Genomic DNA, 15,995 nt, shown 5'->3' with positions numbered 1-15,995 from the left:
GCTTTGAGCTCAAAGCTGATACACTTCATAACTTTGGTTACAGGGAGTACCACGCGAGACATGCATTCGCTGCCGCTCCGGTTCGATGATCACGGAAAACACGGTCTGCCAGTAACCATGATCGGGGTCGTCGTTGAGATGCCTGCAGATCGATCGTGGATAATCCTGATGATCGCAGAGAGCGGTTTTGATCTCTGCGACTCCCGGATCAGCGGAACTGGCGTGAAGCAATTCATCAATCCGCGCCTTACGCGGGTGTGAACCGATCAGTTCCGGAAACTCAGCATTGTAGTGACAAAACTCCGGATGCAGACAATGATTGGTATGCGTAATCCAGCTTGTCTCATCCGGTCTTAAGGCCTGCACACTGTCAATCGTCACTTCCAGGTTCGCAGGTCCTTCGGGAGTCGCCAGCATGATGTTCGCGGGAATCGCCCGCTCGGCCCGTTGGATCGCCTCCACCGCGCCTGTCAGGCTGTCTGCTTCATAGAGTTCTCGGAGCGTGAAATAGTGCGGTACTCCGTGTGCGCGACTGGGGGCCGGCAGGGAATTCAGACAGGCACCAATGCCCTCTGAATTGAACCCGATGTAAGAAATCAACCCGGCCTGTGTTAACGTCATCAGCGCCGGCTTCCCCGTCGGGCGACGCGTCAACATGATGGTGAACGGATCGAGAGCCGGGTCATTGTCCCAGTTCTGAGCCACGATCGCTCCCCTGCCGGAAGGGTCCGGCACACTCAGCGAAGTGCAGCCCGCATCCGGTTCCGGGGTGAACTGATTCCGGATCTGTAACAGCATGATCTGCCACAGCGGAACAGCAACGGCTTCGGCCAGCCCCTCAAGTTCCTCTACGGAATCGGGACTATATTCCCTCGCAACAGGCAGACAGACTTCCGCCAGAGCCTGAGCCTGTTTCGGGCTGACCTGCATCGTCTCCTGAAGACGCTCCAGCGCCACAGCACAAAAAGCCCGCACCTCTTCAGCAGCAGCTTCTCCCAACTGCCTGCCCATCTCGCGGGGAGAACCACTGACTTCGATTTCACGATAACGTTCAGCTGGAACCATTTCACCTGCTCACGATTGATTGTTGAATCTCGCCCGGAAAACGCGACGGCCTCATAACAATCTTAAACCCTTCTCCCGGGATTGTTGAGCTTAAGCAGAGGAAATCCGCGGTTCACCTGCTTCTTTTTCAAGTTCTTCAATCAGCGATGCAGATGCTTCCTGCTGGAATTTCTCTCTCAAAAACGATTTGACGATATTACTCCGCGAGAAGTCCGAACCGGTAATCAGCGACAGCCAGCCTTCGCCAAATGAAAGAAAGTCGACCAGACCACGTTGGTCGAAGACCTTGCGCGTCAGCTCCTCAATCGTCTGTGCGTGCGTGGCATATTCATAAACGCGATCGCGAATCGTCTGCAGGAACGCAAGTTTGCGGCTCAAGTGCTGCTCCACGGCCTCGGCTCCTTTCAGAACTGTTCCATGCGCATCAAACAACCATTCGGCGCGCAGCTGGATCGCCTGTTCCAGGCTGGCGATCCACTTCGGACCGTCGGCGTCTCCCAGTTGACTGTCCAGGTCGGCTGCGATATAGAGATCGCCGCTGAACAGGATCTTCCGCTCCGGCTCGAACAGACAGATATGCCCGGGGCAATGGCCGGGAGTTTCGATGACCTCGAACCGCGTGTGCTCCGTACTGATCGAAGTTCCAACGGGTTGAGCATCCGCGATGGCGGAAGGACCAAACAGGAAACTGCGATACCAGCGCAACTCCACCGGAAAGCGGATCTCCGGAATCGCATCCGCATGCGCGAGAACCTGCGCGTCGCACAGCTCCACCAACAGATCATTGTTGCCCGTGTGATCTTCATGATAATGCGTGTTCACGACGGTCGTAATCGTTTCCACAACACCCAGTTTCTGCAGCGTCTGTTTCAGACTCCGACGGGCCCAGGGAAACCCGGTGTCGATCAGCAGTGTTTCGTCAACCAGGTAACAGACTGCGTAATCATAGCCACCACTGAACCGGCTCAGCGTACGTGTGAGTAAATTGTCGATCTGAATACAGGTCACATATTCCACCGGTTGCGTAATCTTGACCTGGAACGGCCAGAGAGGAAACCGGCGGCAGAGCAGTGCATAAGGCTGCCATAACAGAAATCGCAGCCACCTGCTGATCATGAATTTCTCCAGATAATTCAGCTAACTCTACTCGAGCGTATACTCCCACGCTGATCTGCCCGGCTGTGGTCGATCCCAGAGCCGGGAAACATCACATGAATCACAATCGTTGTCCGACGCGCTTACAGACTGGCCTTTTTGATCGGCTTGGCCTGCTTGAGCGTCGTCAGGTATTCGACGATGTTGATCAGCTCTTCTTCCGTCAGTACCTTCTGCAGATCGGCCGGCATTAGCGAGACTTTCTGTTGAATCACTTCTTCGACGTCATCCATTTTAAAGGTACGGGCAATGGCTTCGGCATCCTTGATCGTGATGGCGTCGTCGGTTTTATTGACCAGCAGACCATTCACCACGTTACCCGACACCAGAATCACCGTGTACGCTTCGAAGTTATGACTGATCCCGGCACTGGGGTACAGGATCGATTCAAACAACGCCTCGCGGCTCAACTTCTTGCCGATCTCGGAGAGATCCGGGCCGACTTCTTTCCCCATGCCATTTACCACGTGGCACTTGGCACAGGTCCCCTTGGTGTTGAACATCACTCGACCATCGACCACATCCCCCTTCATGCCCGCCAGCACATTGATCGGTGGCAGAGGCTTGTTGTTCCGGGTGGGAGGTGCGGGGAACAGCTTTGCAGCCCGTTCCTTGACATCCTTCATAATGGTGGAAGACATGGCAGCGGCAGCCGTCTGTTCCAGCTGGGGATCCACTTTGCCCTTCTCCGCCAGATCCAGCAACGCGTGCGCTCCCGGACGGGATTTCGCCACCGCCCTGACGGCTTCGCGTCGATCGACCAGTGGTTCCTCCGGGTCCTGGATAATTGAGAGCAGAATCTTATTGGCACCATTATGGGCGGTATTTCCCAGCGCCCAGATCAGGTCCAGTTTCTCATTCTGTTCTTTTTCATTATCCCGCTTGCTGCTCAGCGCTTTTTGAATCAGGGCATTCTGCTTCAGAGTCAGAGCCGCACGAATCGCATCGACGGCGGTCTGCGACTTGCCGGAATGGCTGCCCAGCTTTACCAGTTCAGGATAGAATTCCTTCGCTTTGAACTTTTCGACCAGTTTGATGAACTCGGGAGTCCCCCGGCTGCTGTCGATCACCTGGTTCAGTGCCTGCTGATATTTTTTATCGCTGGTGACGACATTCGCCGACATCCGCGATAAAGCTTCCGCGATGATGTAGGTTTCCCGTTTTTGATTCCCGTCTTCTTTGAACAGAGACAGTTCGGCGACGGCTTCGTTCTTTTCTTTACCGGGGATGAAATCCAGGGCACGGAAGTAGCGCGGCAGTGCTGCCTGCTGCGTCTGGGGATCCTCAATGATTTTCACCAGGTACGGAATCGCCAGCGGAATTTTAGATCGCCAGAGCAGATCTCGACCGACCGGGGTATTCCAGTTATCGCCCGCCTGCTTGAGCCAGGCGGTCATGAACTTCTTTTCCTGCCCGTCCATGCCGATCCCGAGTGCTTCCAGATACCAGCGATCTTTCCCGTCGTACTGATCGACGAGCGTTGCCCAGAGTTCCGGTGCTGCGGGCGATTTACTGTGATGCAGGGCAATCGCACATTCGCGGCGTACCTGGGGCGAGTCATCGTGAGCCAGCTGTTTCACGAGGGGAATCACATCCAGCTTGTAACGACGTGCCGCCCGCAATCCGGTGATGCGGATATCGGGATTCTTATCTTTGATCGCCAGAGAAACATAGTCTCCGGCTTTTCCCTCAATACCAGCCAACAGCCAGAGGGCGCGAGCGCGGAACCTCTGGTTGTCAGACTGATAGAGTTCTTCCAGTTGTGGCTGTGCCTCCGCCTGCAGTTCATGCAGCTTGTTCCAGGCAAGATAACGGGTCGCGACATTGGGGCTCTTGATGCCGGCAATCGCGCCTTCGATGGTGCTCAGATCCAGTTTCTGAAACTGGTATTTCGCATCCGGAGGGGCAATGCGGAAAATTCGACCGCGTTCCTGGTCACCAATCCGGTGTCCGCCAACGCCCGGATCGTACCAGTCTGCGACAAACAGAGAACCATCGGGGGCGATACACACATCAGAGGGACGGAACCATTTGTCCTTTTCACTGGTAATAATATTGGCAATCTCGGCTTCATAACCGGCGCCCTCTTTTTTCACTGGATACGCGCGGACCACATTCGGACCGGCGTCAGAGTGAATGATTTCATTACGGTATTTCTCCGGCAGCAGAGCACCTTCATAGACACAGATCCCGGTCGGGGAACCGGCGCCGGTCTGCAGCAGGTTGGGAACGACACCCGGATCGCGGAGATGCCAGTGACGCAGGGGAATTTCCTCGTGCATGCCGGTCCGCGGGGTTTTCCAGCGAGCCCCGGTCAGCTGATCGAGATAGCCGTAGTTACCAAATTCCATCACGTAGTTAATGCGGACACCACGGTTACCATCGTCGTCATTGTCTGACTGCCAGAGGGTACCGAAGGAATCGACGGTCACTTCATAGTTATTACGGAAGTTATGGGCGAGTACCTCGAAATCGCTGCCGTCCAGGTTACAACGAAAGACCATCCCGCCCCAGTAAGGCTTCCCGTTATCCAGCACGGGGCGACCATCGCGTTCCAGAATTGGTTTGCCGGCCGCATCGAAGACCTGCCCCCCTTCGTTGCCGAAGTTCCAGTACAGCCGACCATCCGGGCCGAAGACCGACGCATGCGCTGAGTGGTCATGTTCGCCCCCCGCTACTTTGAAGAGCAGCTCTTTTTTATCGGCCTTGCCATCGTTGTCTTCATCGGTAAACAGGAAGACATTGGGAGAGGCAGCCACGATGACCTTATTCCCCAGCACACAGATTCCCTGTGAACCGTTAATGTCATTTCCCTGGTAGAACACTTTCGACTCATCGGCTTTGCCGTCGCCATTCGTATCTTCGAGAATAACGATCCGGTCCCCGGCTTCGCGGGTGGGGATGTTGCGGATCCCGGCACGGTAATTAACGACTTCACAGATCCAGACGCGGCCCTGTGCATCGACGTCCATGCTGGAGGGGCTGCTGATACGGGGTTCGGAGGAAAACAATGTCGCCTTCAGCCCCGGTGCCACGGTCAGGTTGGGCACGGCCTGATCGGCTTCGTGCTCCGACTGCGCGAACAGTGAGGAGCCTGTCAGAGAGGTTGAGAAAAAAAGAGCCGGAATAATGGCAAGCCAACGGTAGTTCATGGAGTCAGTTTCCTTATGTTATTTCAGTAGCTGTCTCAAATCGGTGTTCTGTTGCAGAAAAACTCGCCTATTGATTCCACTGAGCGAGCAGGGCTTTGATGCGTGCGGGGTTAAAGTTATCCGGCTGCGGATAATCCTGGTTGGCTTCCAGCTGCTCCAGGGTTACCGGAGCCGAAGCCACCCCATCGGCTGGTACCTTCACCCGGGCAGACCAGGCGATGGCATTCAGCACCAGTTTCCGGAAATCATCGTTGCCCCAGTTCCAGTGAAAGTGACCGCCGGTAAAACCAAAGCCGCGACCACCGTCCGGACGCTCATAGGCCCAGGCCATGTGCTGAGGCTGTCCGACGGTTTTCCGCACAGCCGGGTTACCGCTGTGAGCCCCATCGGGACGTTTGAGTGTTTCTTTGGGAGGCACTGCGGTCAGGATCGGATCGACGTTTTTCATCTCCGGCTGAAACCGCATGTGGTAGTACCATTCATCGTTGATGGAAAATGGTTTGACGCCATTCGCAATCGGATGTGAGGGCAGACTTTTGTAGTCGGCGGTCCAGTGCGGATTGACCGACCACCACTCTTCAAAATAGCCGCCGATCCAGCGCAGGAAGGCGTCCCCGGATTTCCCCTTGGGAACTTCCACACCATAGTGAATGTTAACCATCCCCACGCCCTGCTTTGCCAGTTCGTCGAGTTCGTCCAGGTGCTCGTTGTAAGGATGGCGGCCACCCCCATCGCAGTAAATGACAATGGAATCAGCGTCATCCAGAATCGAAGCGTCTTTCGGCCAGCCTTCGGTGACCACGGTCGCTTCGATATTCAAACCACTGTTATTCAAAGCCTCAGCCAGCAGCATGCAGCCGGCACGATGTTCGTGTGCCCCGTAACCGTGACTTTTTTTACCGGCGATCAGGACGACTTTTTTTTTAGCGCCATCAGTGGATGACGTCTCCCTGGAGGCCGGCAGCTCTTTGAGTTGAATATCGCGGAACTGCACTTCCATCGGAGGGCCGGCGTGCAACTGCAGTGCAATCAGCCCTTTGTCGCGTCGCATGTCGACATCATTGTCGGTCACGTCGACGGTGGTAATGCCGTTGATCTTGTGAATGAAATGATTACCGCGGGCGATGATGTGATAGTCGTTCCAGTCTTCTTTTTTGATGTGCTTCTGAATCTCATCGGTATCGCCGACAGAACCGACCACCTTGGGTTTGTGGTTCTTGCCGATCACGGTCTTCTCGCCCCGCAGTGCGAGAATGCCGCGAAACTTTTCGCCGTAGAGGATTCCCGAATATTTATCGCCGGCTTCCATGTCCGCCTGGTAACCGCCGATCCGCCACTTGTCTGCGCCTTTAATAGGGAAGCTGCGATACTGAATTCCTGAATTATGTCCGATGATTTTGTACTGCAGTTTCAGTTCGAAATCGCCAGGCTCACCTCCACGCCAGATGATGAAGGTATTCCCCTGCGTCGGATTGTCCTTCGTGGTGATTCCCGTGATCGCGCCATCTTTAACAGACCAGAAACGGGGATCGCCGTCCCAGTTCTTCAAAGTCTTGCCATCAAAGATTGGTTGAAACCCTTTGTCCTCCGCCTGGAGCAACTGGGGCGTTGCCAGTATCAGACAAATCAGAGAGCAGAAGAGTGAGGTGTGAATACGAAACAAGCGCTGTGACGTCATTTGTCCCTCCGGGAAGATGATTCGAAGTCGTTATGTACCGTGGATTGTGATGTTGGCAGGCGCAGCTGAAACAGCCGGTATGAATTTATATTCCTATCTTAAACAGCCGGGGGGATGGGAAGCTAGCGTGAAAGACCGGAATAGCCAATAGATAAGATTGTTAAGTAATTCGCTCTATGACAGTAGTCTGTGCAGTGGGTTCGACAACTCACTGTCCGCGCATTAAAAAAGGCGCTGTTGCCAGCGCCTTAGCTTTAATTCGTTTGATCGAACGGGGCGACTATTGCAGGAAGACTTCTGCTTCTTCGAGGAAGTTCTTCTCGAGGGCACGCATCTCACCCACAGCGTCAGCCAGAGCAACGGGAACGATGGAAGTACCCCGCAGAGCCACCATGTAACCGAAGTGATGCTTCAGCGCGAGCCAGCCGGCGTGAACGCCGCAACGGGTTCCGAGTACGCGGTCTGCTGCACTGGGAGAACCACCACGCTGCAGGTGACCGAGGGTCACGTGACGGGTTTCGAAACCGGTCCGGTCTTCGATCATCTTGGCAACGGTTTCACCAATGCCGCCCAGCTTGACGTGACCGAAGTCGTCGACTTCACCATCCTGGGTGACAACGCCTTCTTCTTCGTTGAATTGTGCACCTTCGCTGACGATGATGATGCCGTACATCTTGCCGTTAGCGCGACGTTTTTTCAGAACGTCGACCATGCGATCCATTTCGATGGGCACTTCGGGAACCAGCGTGTAATCGGCGGCGGTTGCCAGCCCGGAGAACAGCGCGATCCAGCCTGCGTGACGCCCCATGGTTTCGACAACCATGATCCGGCGGTGCGATTCGGCTGTAGTCCGCAGACGGTCAACGGCTTCCATGACGATGTTGATGGAAGTGTCAAAACCGAAGGTTACATCGGTGGAGCTCAAGTCGTTGTCGATTGTCTTGGGACAGCCGATCACGGGCAGCTTGTAATCGTTCCACAGTTTGTTCGCGACGCCGAGAGTGTCATCACCACCGATGGCGATCAGGCAGTCGAGGCCCAGACGCTCGAAGGTTTCGCGTACTTTAGGAACATCTTCCGCTTCGTTTTTGTAAGGGTTCGTACGGGAAGAACCGAGGATGGTTCCCCCTTTGAAAATGATGTCGTCAGTGTTTTCCGAATTCAGTTCGATGTAGTTGCCTTCAATGGCGCCCCGCCAGCCTTCCAGCAGGCCGTAGACTTCGCCACCAGCATTGCAGATCACGCGGACGGCACCGCGGATTACCGGGTTCAAACCAGGACAGTCACCACCACCAGTTAAAATACCAACTCTCATTATTCTTCCTGTTATCTGTTCGTAAAAGTAAGGCCTCCGGTCAGCGACTGAGGCTCAAAAATGTACCATACCACAACTAGAGATGAGCGAACTTCGGTCTGATCTCCAGATTCGTTCTGACACCAGGGGACTCTCTCTGCAGAACCGCGAACGCAGTTTCCACGAGCCTGTCACAATACAGAACCATCCGTGATCATCAACTTCAACCGGCCGGCGATTACCAGGTACGTTCGATGAACGTGGTATCGACTTTACCTTCAATAAAGGCCGAATGATTGAAGATCTTCTTCGCCAGAGGAATTGTCGTTTTAATCCCTTCAATGACGAACTCATCCAGACATCGACGCATACACGCCAGTGACTCCTCGCGTGTCGGCCGATGCACGATCAGCTTGCCAATCAGGGAGTCATAATAAGGGCCGACGGTATAGCCCTCATAGATATGCGAATCAAACCGCACCCCGGGACCTGATGGAACGCGCAGTTTGGTGATCTTACCCGGCGAACCCCGGAAATCGTTGTCGGGGTCTTCGGCATTGATACGCAGTTCAATCGCGGAGCCATTACAGGGAACGTTCTTCTGTTTCAGCTCCAGTTTTTCGCCTGCCGCAACACGGATCTGCTGCTTGATCAGGTCGAGGCCCGTCACCTCTTCGCTGACAGGATGTTCCACCTGAATACGGGCATTGACTTCGATGAAGTAGAACTGGTTATCCGGCCCTACCAGGAATTCGACCGTACCAGCATTGGTATAACCGGCTTCTTCGATCAGGCGGCAGGCCGCTTTACAGATTTCTTCGCGAACCGACTGAGGCAGGTTCGGAGCCGGGCTCTCTTCCACCAGCTTCTGGTGACGACGCTGCAGACTGCAGTCCCGCTCCCAGAGGTGGAGTACCGTGCCATGATTGTCCGCGAGGATCTGGACTTCCACGTGCCGTGGATTCTCGATGTATTTCTCAATGTAAACGCCGGCGTTTTTGAAAGCGGCTTCCGCTTCAGCAGCGGCTGCTTTCAGACCGGCTTTCAGCGAAATGTCATTCCGGGCGACTCGCATCCCTTTACCACCACCGCCGGCGGTAGCTTTGATCAAAACGGGATAACCAATCTCCTGGGCCACCCTCAGGGCTTCAGCTTCGTCGGTGACCAGACCTTCGGTACCCGGTGAAACAGGTACGTTGGCATTCTTGGCAATTTCACGGGCCGAGACTTTATCGCCCAGCTGTGCCATTGCTTCGTGGGGAGGTCCGATGAATTCGATATTACAGCTCCGACAGACTTCCGCAAAATGCGCGTTTTCTGCCAGGAACCCGTAGCCGGGGTGAATCGCCTGCACGTTACCGATTTCAGCAGCACTGATAATCCGGTTGATCATCAGGTAACTGTCGGTCGCTGCAGCAGGTCCGATACAGTAGGCTTCGTCAGCCAGTGAGAGGTAGTGAGCACCACGATCTGCTTCACTGAAGACCGCGACTGTCTCAATGCCCATCTCACGACAGGCACGAATCACCCGCAGTGCGATTTCTCCTCGGTTGGCAACCAGTATTCTCTGAAACATATGTTTTGACTTGGTAAAAGGATCCTACATCTGACATTCCGATCGCGACCGGCGACAATGGTACGACAACAGGCCTCAGCCCTGGCTGATTCTGAACAGCGGCTGGCCGAATTCGACCGCTTCACCATCTTTGACCAGAACCTCGCTGATGGTACCGTTGAGCTCGGCGGGAATCTGATTGAAGACCTTCATCGCCTCGACAATGCAGACAATCGTATCAGCGCTGACTTTGGATCCTACACTGACGAACGGTGGATCATCGGGACTGGGTGAGGAATAAAATGTCCCCACGGTCGGGCTCTTGATGGCAGGACCCGAATCAGCAGCAGGAGCTGCTTCCTGAGGTGCCGGCGCCGGAGCGGCAGGAGCCGCTGCAACGGGTTGCGGAACCGCTTGAGGAACAGCGTGCGTTGCAGGAACCATGGAAATGGTTTCCTGGGGACCGCGACGCAGCTTCCAGGTTTCTTCGCCCCGCTTCAGATTGACTTCCGTCAATCCGTGCTTTTCCATCATTTCAAACAGTGTCTGAAGTTTTTCCAAATCGAAAGGCTCGCCTTTCGGCACCTCGTTCTTTGCCATTGACCTACCTTATTTCATATTCTCAAGCTGCACGTGCTTTGCCTGCTGTAATGAGGGCATTCAACGCTCACTGCTGCCAGCGGTGCGTTCCGGTTTCTTGAAGAATCAAATTGATGCCGGGAAAGGATCGCATTCACTGATTGCGCGCACTATCTACCCTGTCTGACTTGTGTTGGGAGAGATTCTAAGCCAAAACCCCCGAGAATACCAAGCGCAACCGGGAAGTTTCTGCAATAAAATCAGGCAGAGCCTCAACATCCATAACCCTTTTAAATAAGAGACTTACGTCAGTTTTTCTTACTTATTACGATCAGAGAACTTCTGACGCCACTCGAAAATGGATCGCAGGCCTGCCTGCCCATGTACATTGTAATAGGCTTCTCGCAAAATCAAACCAGCGCCGACTCATAATCCTTGGGAACACTGGTCAAGACCTCATGTCCGCTCCGGGTCACCAGCACATCATCCTCAATGCGGACGCCCCCCCAGCCCGGCAGATAGATGCCCGGTTCCACCGTAACAATCATCCCCGGCTTGAGTTCGGTCTCGACATTGCCCCCCAGTCGAGGGCCTTCGTGAATGTCCAGACCGATGCCGTGTCCCAGGCTGTGCGTGAACTGTTTGCCGAAGCCGGCCTTGTTGATGACTTTCCGCGCGACCTGGTCGACGTCTTTACAGAGCACCCCAGGCTTAATTGCTTTAATCGCGGCCAGCTGAGCCTGCAGCACCGTATTGTAGACCTTCTTCAGTTTCGAGGGAGCCCGATCTCGGATAATCATGCGGGTCAGGTCGCTGCGATACCCTTTCTGTGTCATCGCCCCCCAGTCCACCAGCAAAAACGGAGATTCGCCAATCAGCTTCTCCGTGGGGATCGCATGCGGCAGAGCCGATCGCTCGCCTACAGCCACGATCGGATCGAAGGCCGCCTGTCGCGCACCAAACCGCCGCATCGCATGTTCCAGTTCGTGCGCTCCCTGCAGTTCGGTCATCTCATTGGTCAGCAGGGCACGAAAGACTTCAAAGCCGCGCTGCGCCTGATCGACGGCTTCGCGGATCTCCTGGATCTCGGAGGCATCTTTGACCATCCGCAGTTCTTCCACCACATTCGAAACCGGGTTCCACTGGATAGCCGGTGTAATTCCGGTCAATGCGTCCAGCAGATCGCAGGTCACTACATGGCTTTCCAGTCCCACTTTGGTCAGATGCGACTTTTTCAGTACCTGCTCCAGGGCCACGATCATCGATTCGGTCGGCTTGCGAATGTGGACATCCAGTCCCGGGCATTCCTCTTCCAGCTGCGTGGTATATCGTCCATCACTGATCAGGACAGTCTGATCTTTGCCAATCAGCAGATAACTGGAATCACCGCTGAAACCGGTTAAATACGTAACATTCGTCTCACTGGTCACCAGCAAGGCCTCGGCCCCGATCCGCTTGATCTGTGAAATCAGTTTTTTCTGCCTGGCGCCCAGATAGTCCTTACTCATTGTCGTCCTTCCATACAGCGGCTGTTTGAATCGGGGTCCTGTTATTCCTTATATCTGAGCAGGATCTTATCCCTTTTCAGGAATTTTGCGAAGAAAAAAAACCGAAGTTTTTGTTTGCATTCCTCAAGTGCTATGATTGAAACAACAGAATCAGATCTTCCTACATCCCTTCATTCTGAATGTCCCGCTGCATGAAACAGGAATCAACCGAGCTCATCTTCAAGATACAGGATATGGATTGCGCCGAGGAAGTCACGATCCTCAAGCGGGAGCTCTCTCCTCTGGTGGGAGGCGAAGATCACCTGTTTTTCGATATCCTCAATCGCAGGATGACGGTCACCCTCAATGCGGAACCCGTTACCGGCGAAGCCATCATTGCCGCCGTCCGTGAGACCGGCATGCAGGCTGAACCCTGGGAGCCCGACAAAAAAAAGGCCTCGGCCTCCTTCTGGAAGCGTCACGGCAGAACCCTGCTGACCAGCGTGAGTGGCATCATGCTGGTCTCCGCATTCGTGACCCACGTCATTCTGGCGGGCAGCTTCGCTGCGGCACTCGGCGCGGAAGAAGCCGTGGGAGGTTTCATGCCGTTGCCTGTGCGCATCCAGTACCTGGCAGCCATGCTGAGCGGTATCTGGTTCGTGCTACCCAAAGCCTGGTTTGCCTTAAAGCGTCTGCGTCCCGACATGAACCTGTTGATGTGCGTCGCGGTACTGGGAGCCTTGTTCATCGACGAGTGGTTCGAAGCGGCCGCGGTTGCGTTCCTGTTTTCGTTCTCACAACTGCTCGAAGCCTGGAGCGTGGGTCGCGCCCGCAAAGCGGTCGCTGCTCTGATGGACCTGTCCGCGCCCATCGCCCGCGTCCGGGATGCGGAAGGGAATGAAATCACCGTTGCCGCAGAAACCGTCTCGGTCGGCACCGTGTTTCTGATTCGTCCCGGCGAAAAGATTCCGCTGGATGGCACCGTCATCAAGGGGATCAGTGACGTTAACCAGGCGCCGATCACCGGCGAATCGGTGCCCGTCGGCAAACAGGCGGACGACGAAATTTACGCCGGCACGATCAACGGCGATGGTCTGCTGGAAGCGAAAAGCACTAAGCCGGCTGAGGACACTGTCCTCGCCCAGATTATTCGCATGGTGGGGGAAGCCCAGTCGAAGCGGTCTCCCTCCGAACTCTGGGTCGAGAAATTCGCCCGGATCTACACACCCATCGTCATGGTGCTCGCACTGCTGGTGCTGGTGAGCCTGCCATTACTCCTGCAGGTCAGCTGGCACAATGCCATGTATCGCGTCCTGGTCCTGCTGGTCATCGCCTGCCCGTGTGCCCTGGTTATCTCGACACCCGTCAGTATCGTCGCGGCGCTGGCTGCTGCCGCCCGTAACGGCGTACTCATCAAAGGAGGCGTTTTCGTGGAAACGCCTTCCCGACTCCGCGCTCTGGCTCTGGATAAAACGGGAACGCTCACGCAGGGGAAGCCGGTCGTCACAAAAATCGTTCCCCTGAATGGACACACCGAAGCCGAACTGCTCGAACGCGCTGCGGCCCTGGAAGCACACAGCAACCACCCCCTCGCCCTGGCTATCCTGGAAGCGGCCACTGAGCGGAACGTCGCTTATCAGCCCGCGGACGACTATCAGATCATCCAGGGCAAAGGGGCTACCGCTACACTCAACGGCAGAAATTTCTGGCTCGGCTCACATCGTTACCTGGAAGAACGCAAAGAGGAAACAGCCGAAGTGCATCAGCAGCTGGAGGAACTCTCGACCAGCGGACAGACCGTCGTCGTGGTCGGAAACGACACACACGTCTGTGGCTTCATCGCGCTGGCAGACCGCGTGCGTGACACCTCTGCGACCGTCATTCGCGATCTGCACGCCGCGGGGATTGAGCAACTGGTCATGCTGACGGGTGACAACCAGGGCACCGCGCAAGCCGTCGCCCGGGAGGTCGGTCTGGATCAGGTGCATGCAGAGCTGCTTCCGGCAGACAAGCTCACCGTCATTGAGTCCCTCGTCAATGAATACGAACATGTCGCCATGGTTGGTGACGGCGTTAACGATGCGCCCGCCATGGGACGTTCGAGCCTGGGGATCGCCATGGGGGCCGCAGGTAGTGACGTCGCCATTGAATCGGCTGATATCGCCTTGATGACTGACGACCTGACTCGAATCCCCTGGCTGATTCATCATTCACGCCGCACGCTGAATATCATCCGTCAAAACATCATCTTCGCGTTGAGCATTAAAGTTCTGTTCGTGATCCTGATGGCCGTCAATCACGCCTCTCTCTGGGCTGCGATCGCCGCCGACATGGGTGCTTCACTGCTCGTGATTTTCAACGGCCTGCGTCTACTCAAGCTCCCAGCTGCCAACCGCAACCAGGCAAACTAACGCGACGAGGCAACCCGCCTCACCGCGTGTATTCACTGCGGCTGGTGAAGATCTCGTCCGGAATTTCCTGGCCGGTAATCGCCTTGAAAATCTGATTCAACTGCCGACGATAGACTTCATCCACCGACACCACTTCACAGCCCCGGTTCTCCGCCTCACGGATCAACTCTGTCTCCTCGGGCAGATGACTGATATCCATCACCGTCATGGTCTCGCGGAGATAGGAGGGATTGAAATTCAACTTGCCGGGTCCCAGCTGCAATTCAGGATCGGTCTGAATCACGATGTCACACAGCGTGTCATAGATCGTTGCAAACGGCACATACCGCACATCAAACGTCTTCGCGATTCCCTGCGCCGCACGATCGTTGGGTGAAGTGACACTTACCACAGCACCGAGTTGCGTCAGACTGTAGACGATGGCCTTCGTCAGTCCGCCCTGTCCCAGTACCAGAATGTTCTTCCGCTGAAAGACAGAACTGTCTCCATCAGTGCTTGCTCCGAGCGTTGTCTCCAGGCTCCGGATCGCACTCCGTCGAACGGTATCGTAAGCATGCCAGCCATCCGGCTGATTCAGTTGCAGATCCCCATAACCGGTCTTCTGTGAGGACTCTTCCAGATGTTCGGCCAGAGGCAAAATGAATTCTCCCATACGCGGACTGACTACCAGCGAACGGATTTTGAGAATCCCCAGCATCTTATGCACCTGCTTGAAGTCGTTGATCACCAGCGGCAGACAGACATAATCCAGCCCCAGTGTTTCAGAGGCTTTATTGATGACCTCAATTGTCCGCCGTTCTGTCACTCCCAGCCCCGCCACACCAATGAAACGGGTCTTGGCCGAGATACGCTGACAATGAAACACTTCGCTGAGCTCCGCGACCGTCGGCTGTCCCTCGAAAACTTCCATCCCCTTTTCCAGGGCCGCGTATATCCAGGGAGAACCGTATTTCGTGCCCAGCAGAGAAAACGTAATCCCCGCTGCCCCCAGTCCCAGTCCGACGACGGGAATCTCTCGCTTCTGACTGATCGCCGCCAGTAGAGGCCACGCGGTCTGCAGTGTCGGCGTCGGCCAGGTAAACTTGATCACGTCGGCTTTCGCGTCTTCTATTTCGTCGAAAATATCATCGACCTGTGACAGCGGCTTTTTCAGACTCGTGTAAGTGATAACCCGTTTGGTCTTGCCGAAGCGGGGAATCTGTCGCGCTGTTTCCAGGTCCAGCTCAATGTATTCCGGCTCGGCGATGATCGCCTGCTTGAGCAGCTGAACCCGCTCCGCTTCCGTGCCTTTGAACTGCCCCCCTTCCTCGGAATGCCGACAGGAAACCAGAATCGGCACTTCGAAACCTGAGATCAGATCGCCGATATCGGGCGTCTTAATCAACCGGTCCAGGCAGAGTTCTACCAGGTCGCACTGTGCGGCTGCATTCAGGATATCGACCTTGGCAAAGTTACGGGATTCGGGAGTTACAGAAATACAGATCATGCTGTCACTCAACAATCAGGAAGGGAAAGAACATCTGAGCGGCACCAGGCTGACGCTCTTTAATTATGCCAGAACTGGCCCTGATTGAAAGCATCAAAGATCGCATGAAATCATTTTCCATCAAGCTGGCCCG

Annotated in this window: 10 protein-coding genes; 1 reads left to right on the top strand and 9 read right to left on the bottom strand. The window is 55.2% G+C overall.

The genetic code is table 11. The features are described 5' to 3' along the window. Positions 1-9: 9 nt before the first annotated feature. The 8 genes from HG66A1_RS01810 to HG66A1_RS01775 form a co-directional block, all read right to left on the bottom strand. Positions 10-1,065 (bottom strand): C45 family autoproteolytic acyltransferase/hydolase, encoded by a 1,056-nt coding sequence (locus tag HG66A1_RS01810; RefSeq protein ID WP_145180292.1) that lies wholly within the window; start codon positions 1,063-1,065, stop codon positions 10-12. A gap of 90 nt (positions 1,066-1,155) precedes the next feature. Then, positions 1,156-2,181 (bottom strand): MBL fold metallo-hydrolase, encoded by a 1,026-nt coding sequence (locus HG66A1_RS01805; RefSeq protein ID WP_145180290.1) that lies wholly within the window; start codon positions 2,179-2,181, stop codon positions 1,156-1,158. A gap of 122 nt (positions 2,182-2,303) precedes the next feature. Beyond that, entirely contained in the window at positions 2,304-5,372 is a 3,069-nt protein-coding gene (locus HG66A1_RS01800) for a PVC-type heme-binding CxxCH protein (protein WP_145180288.1), read from the bottom strand. Positions 5,373-5,439: 67 nt separating this feature from the next. Further along, positions 5,440-7,050: a DUF1080 domain-containing protein gene (locus tag HG66A1_RS01795; protein ID WP_145180286.1), complete on the bottom strand. Its 1,611-nt coding sequence runs from the start codon at positions 7,048-7,050 to the stop codon at positions 5,440-5,442. Positions 7,051-7,330: 280 nt separating this feature from the next. Then, on the bottom strand, positions 7,331-8,365 hold the full coding sequence (locus tag HG66A1_RS01790) for a 6-phosphofructokinase (RefSeq protein ID WP_145035990.1): 1,035 nt from the start codon (positions 8,363-8,365) through the stop codon (positions 7,331-7,333). Positions 8,366-8,582: 217 nt separating this feature from the next. Continuing rightward, positions 8,583-9,920, bottom strand: a complete 1,338-nt coding sequence (gene accC, locus HG66A1_RS01785; protein ID WP_145180284.1) for an acetyl-CoA carboxylase biotin carboxylase subunit — start codon at positions 9,918-9,920, stop codon at positions 8,583-8,585. A gap of 75 nt (positions 9,921-9,995) precedes the next feature. Next, positions 9,996-10,499 (bottom strand): acetyl-CoA carboxylase biotin carboxyl carrier protein, encoded by a 504-nt coding sequence (gene accB / locus HG66A1_RS01780; protein ID WP_145180282.1) that lies wholly within the window; start codon positions 10,497-10,499, stop codon positions 9,996-9,998. Positions 10,500-10,888: 389 nt separating this feature from the next. Continuing rightward, on the bottom strand, positions 10,889-11,986 hold the full coding sequence (locus HG66A1_RS01775; RefSeq protein ID WP_145180281.1) for a M24 family metallopeptidase: 1,098 nt from the start codon (positions 11,984-11,986) through the stop codon (positions 10,889-10,891). Between the two features lie 191 nt (positions 11,987-12,177). On the opposite strand from HG66A1_RS01775, the gene HG66A1_RS01770 reads away from it, so the two are divergent. Next, positions 12,178-14,376, top strand: a complete 2,199-nt coding sequence (locus HG66A1_RS01770) for a heavy metal translocating P-type ATPase (RefSeq protein ID WP_197996942.1) — start codon at positions 12,178-12,180, stop codon at positions 14,374-14,376. A gap of 19 nt (positions 14,377-14,395) precedes the next feature. Here the strand turns inward: HG66A1_RS01770 and HG66A1_RS01765 are convergent, their stop codons facing one another. Beyond that, positions 14,396-15,862, bottom strand: a complete 1,467-nt coding sequence (locus HG66A1_RS01765) for a type I 3-dehydroquinate dehydratase (protein WP_145180279.1) — start codon at positions 15,860-15,862, stop codon at positions 14,396-14,398. Between the last annotated feature and the right edge of the window lie 133 nt (positions 15,863-15,995).

Source organism: Gimesia chilikensis, from assembly GCF_007744075.1.
Lineage (GTDB): Bacteria > Planctomycetota > Planctomycetia > Planctomycetales > Planctomycetaceae > Gimesia > Gimesia chilikensis_A.
Note: the sequence above shows the minus strand (reverse complement) of the source record. Positions and strands in the feature narration are given on the sequence as shown.

Excerpts from the sequence above, each read along its gene's own strand:
- HG66A1_RS01810 (WP_145180292.1), bottom strand. The coding sequence starts at position 1,065 with ATGGTTCCAGCTGAACGTTATCGTGAAATCGAAGTCAGTGGTTCTCCC.
- HG66A1_RS01805 (WP_145180290.1), bottom strand. The coding sequence starts at position 2,181 with ATGATCAGCAGGTGGCTGCGATTTCTGTTATGGCAGCCTTATGCACTG.
- HG66A1_RS01800 (WP_145180288.1), bottom strand. The coding sequence starts at position 5,372 with ATGAACTACCGTTGGCTTGCCATTATTCCGGCTCTTTTTTTCTCAACC.
- HG66A1_RS01795 (WP_145180286.1), bottom strand. The coding sequence starts at position 7,050 with ATGACGTCACAGCGCTTGTTTCGTATTCACACCTCACTCTTCTGCTCT.
- HG66A1_RS01790 (WP_145035990.1), bottom strand. The coding sequence starts at position 8,365 with ATGAGAGTTGGTATTTTAACTGGTGGTGGTGACTGTCCTGGTTTGAAC.
- accC (WP_145180284.1), bottom strand. The coding sequence starts at position 9,920 with ATGTTTCAGAGAATACTGGTTGCCAACCGAGGAGAAATCGCACTGCGG.
- accB (WP_145180282.1), bottom strand. The coding sequence starts at position 10,499 with ATGGCAAAGAACGAGGTGCCGAAAGGCGAGCCTTTCGATTTGGAAAAA.
- HG66A1_RS01775 (WP_145180281.1), bottom strand. The coding sequence starts at position 11,986 with ATGAGTAAGGACTATCTGGGCGCCAGGCAGAAAAAACTGATTTCACAG.
- HG66A1_RS01770 (WP_197996942.1), top strand. The coding sequence starts at position 12,178 with ATGAAACAGGAATCAACCGAGCTCATCTTCAAGATACAGGATATGGAT.
- HG66A1_RS01765 (WP_145180279.1), bottom strand. The coding sequence starts at position 15,862 with ATGATCTGTATTTCTGTAACTCCCGAATCCCGTAACTTTGCCAAGGTC.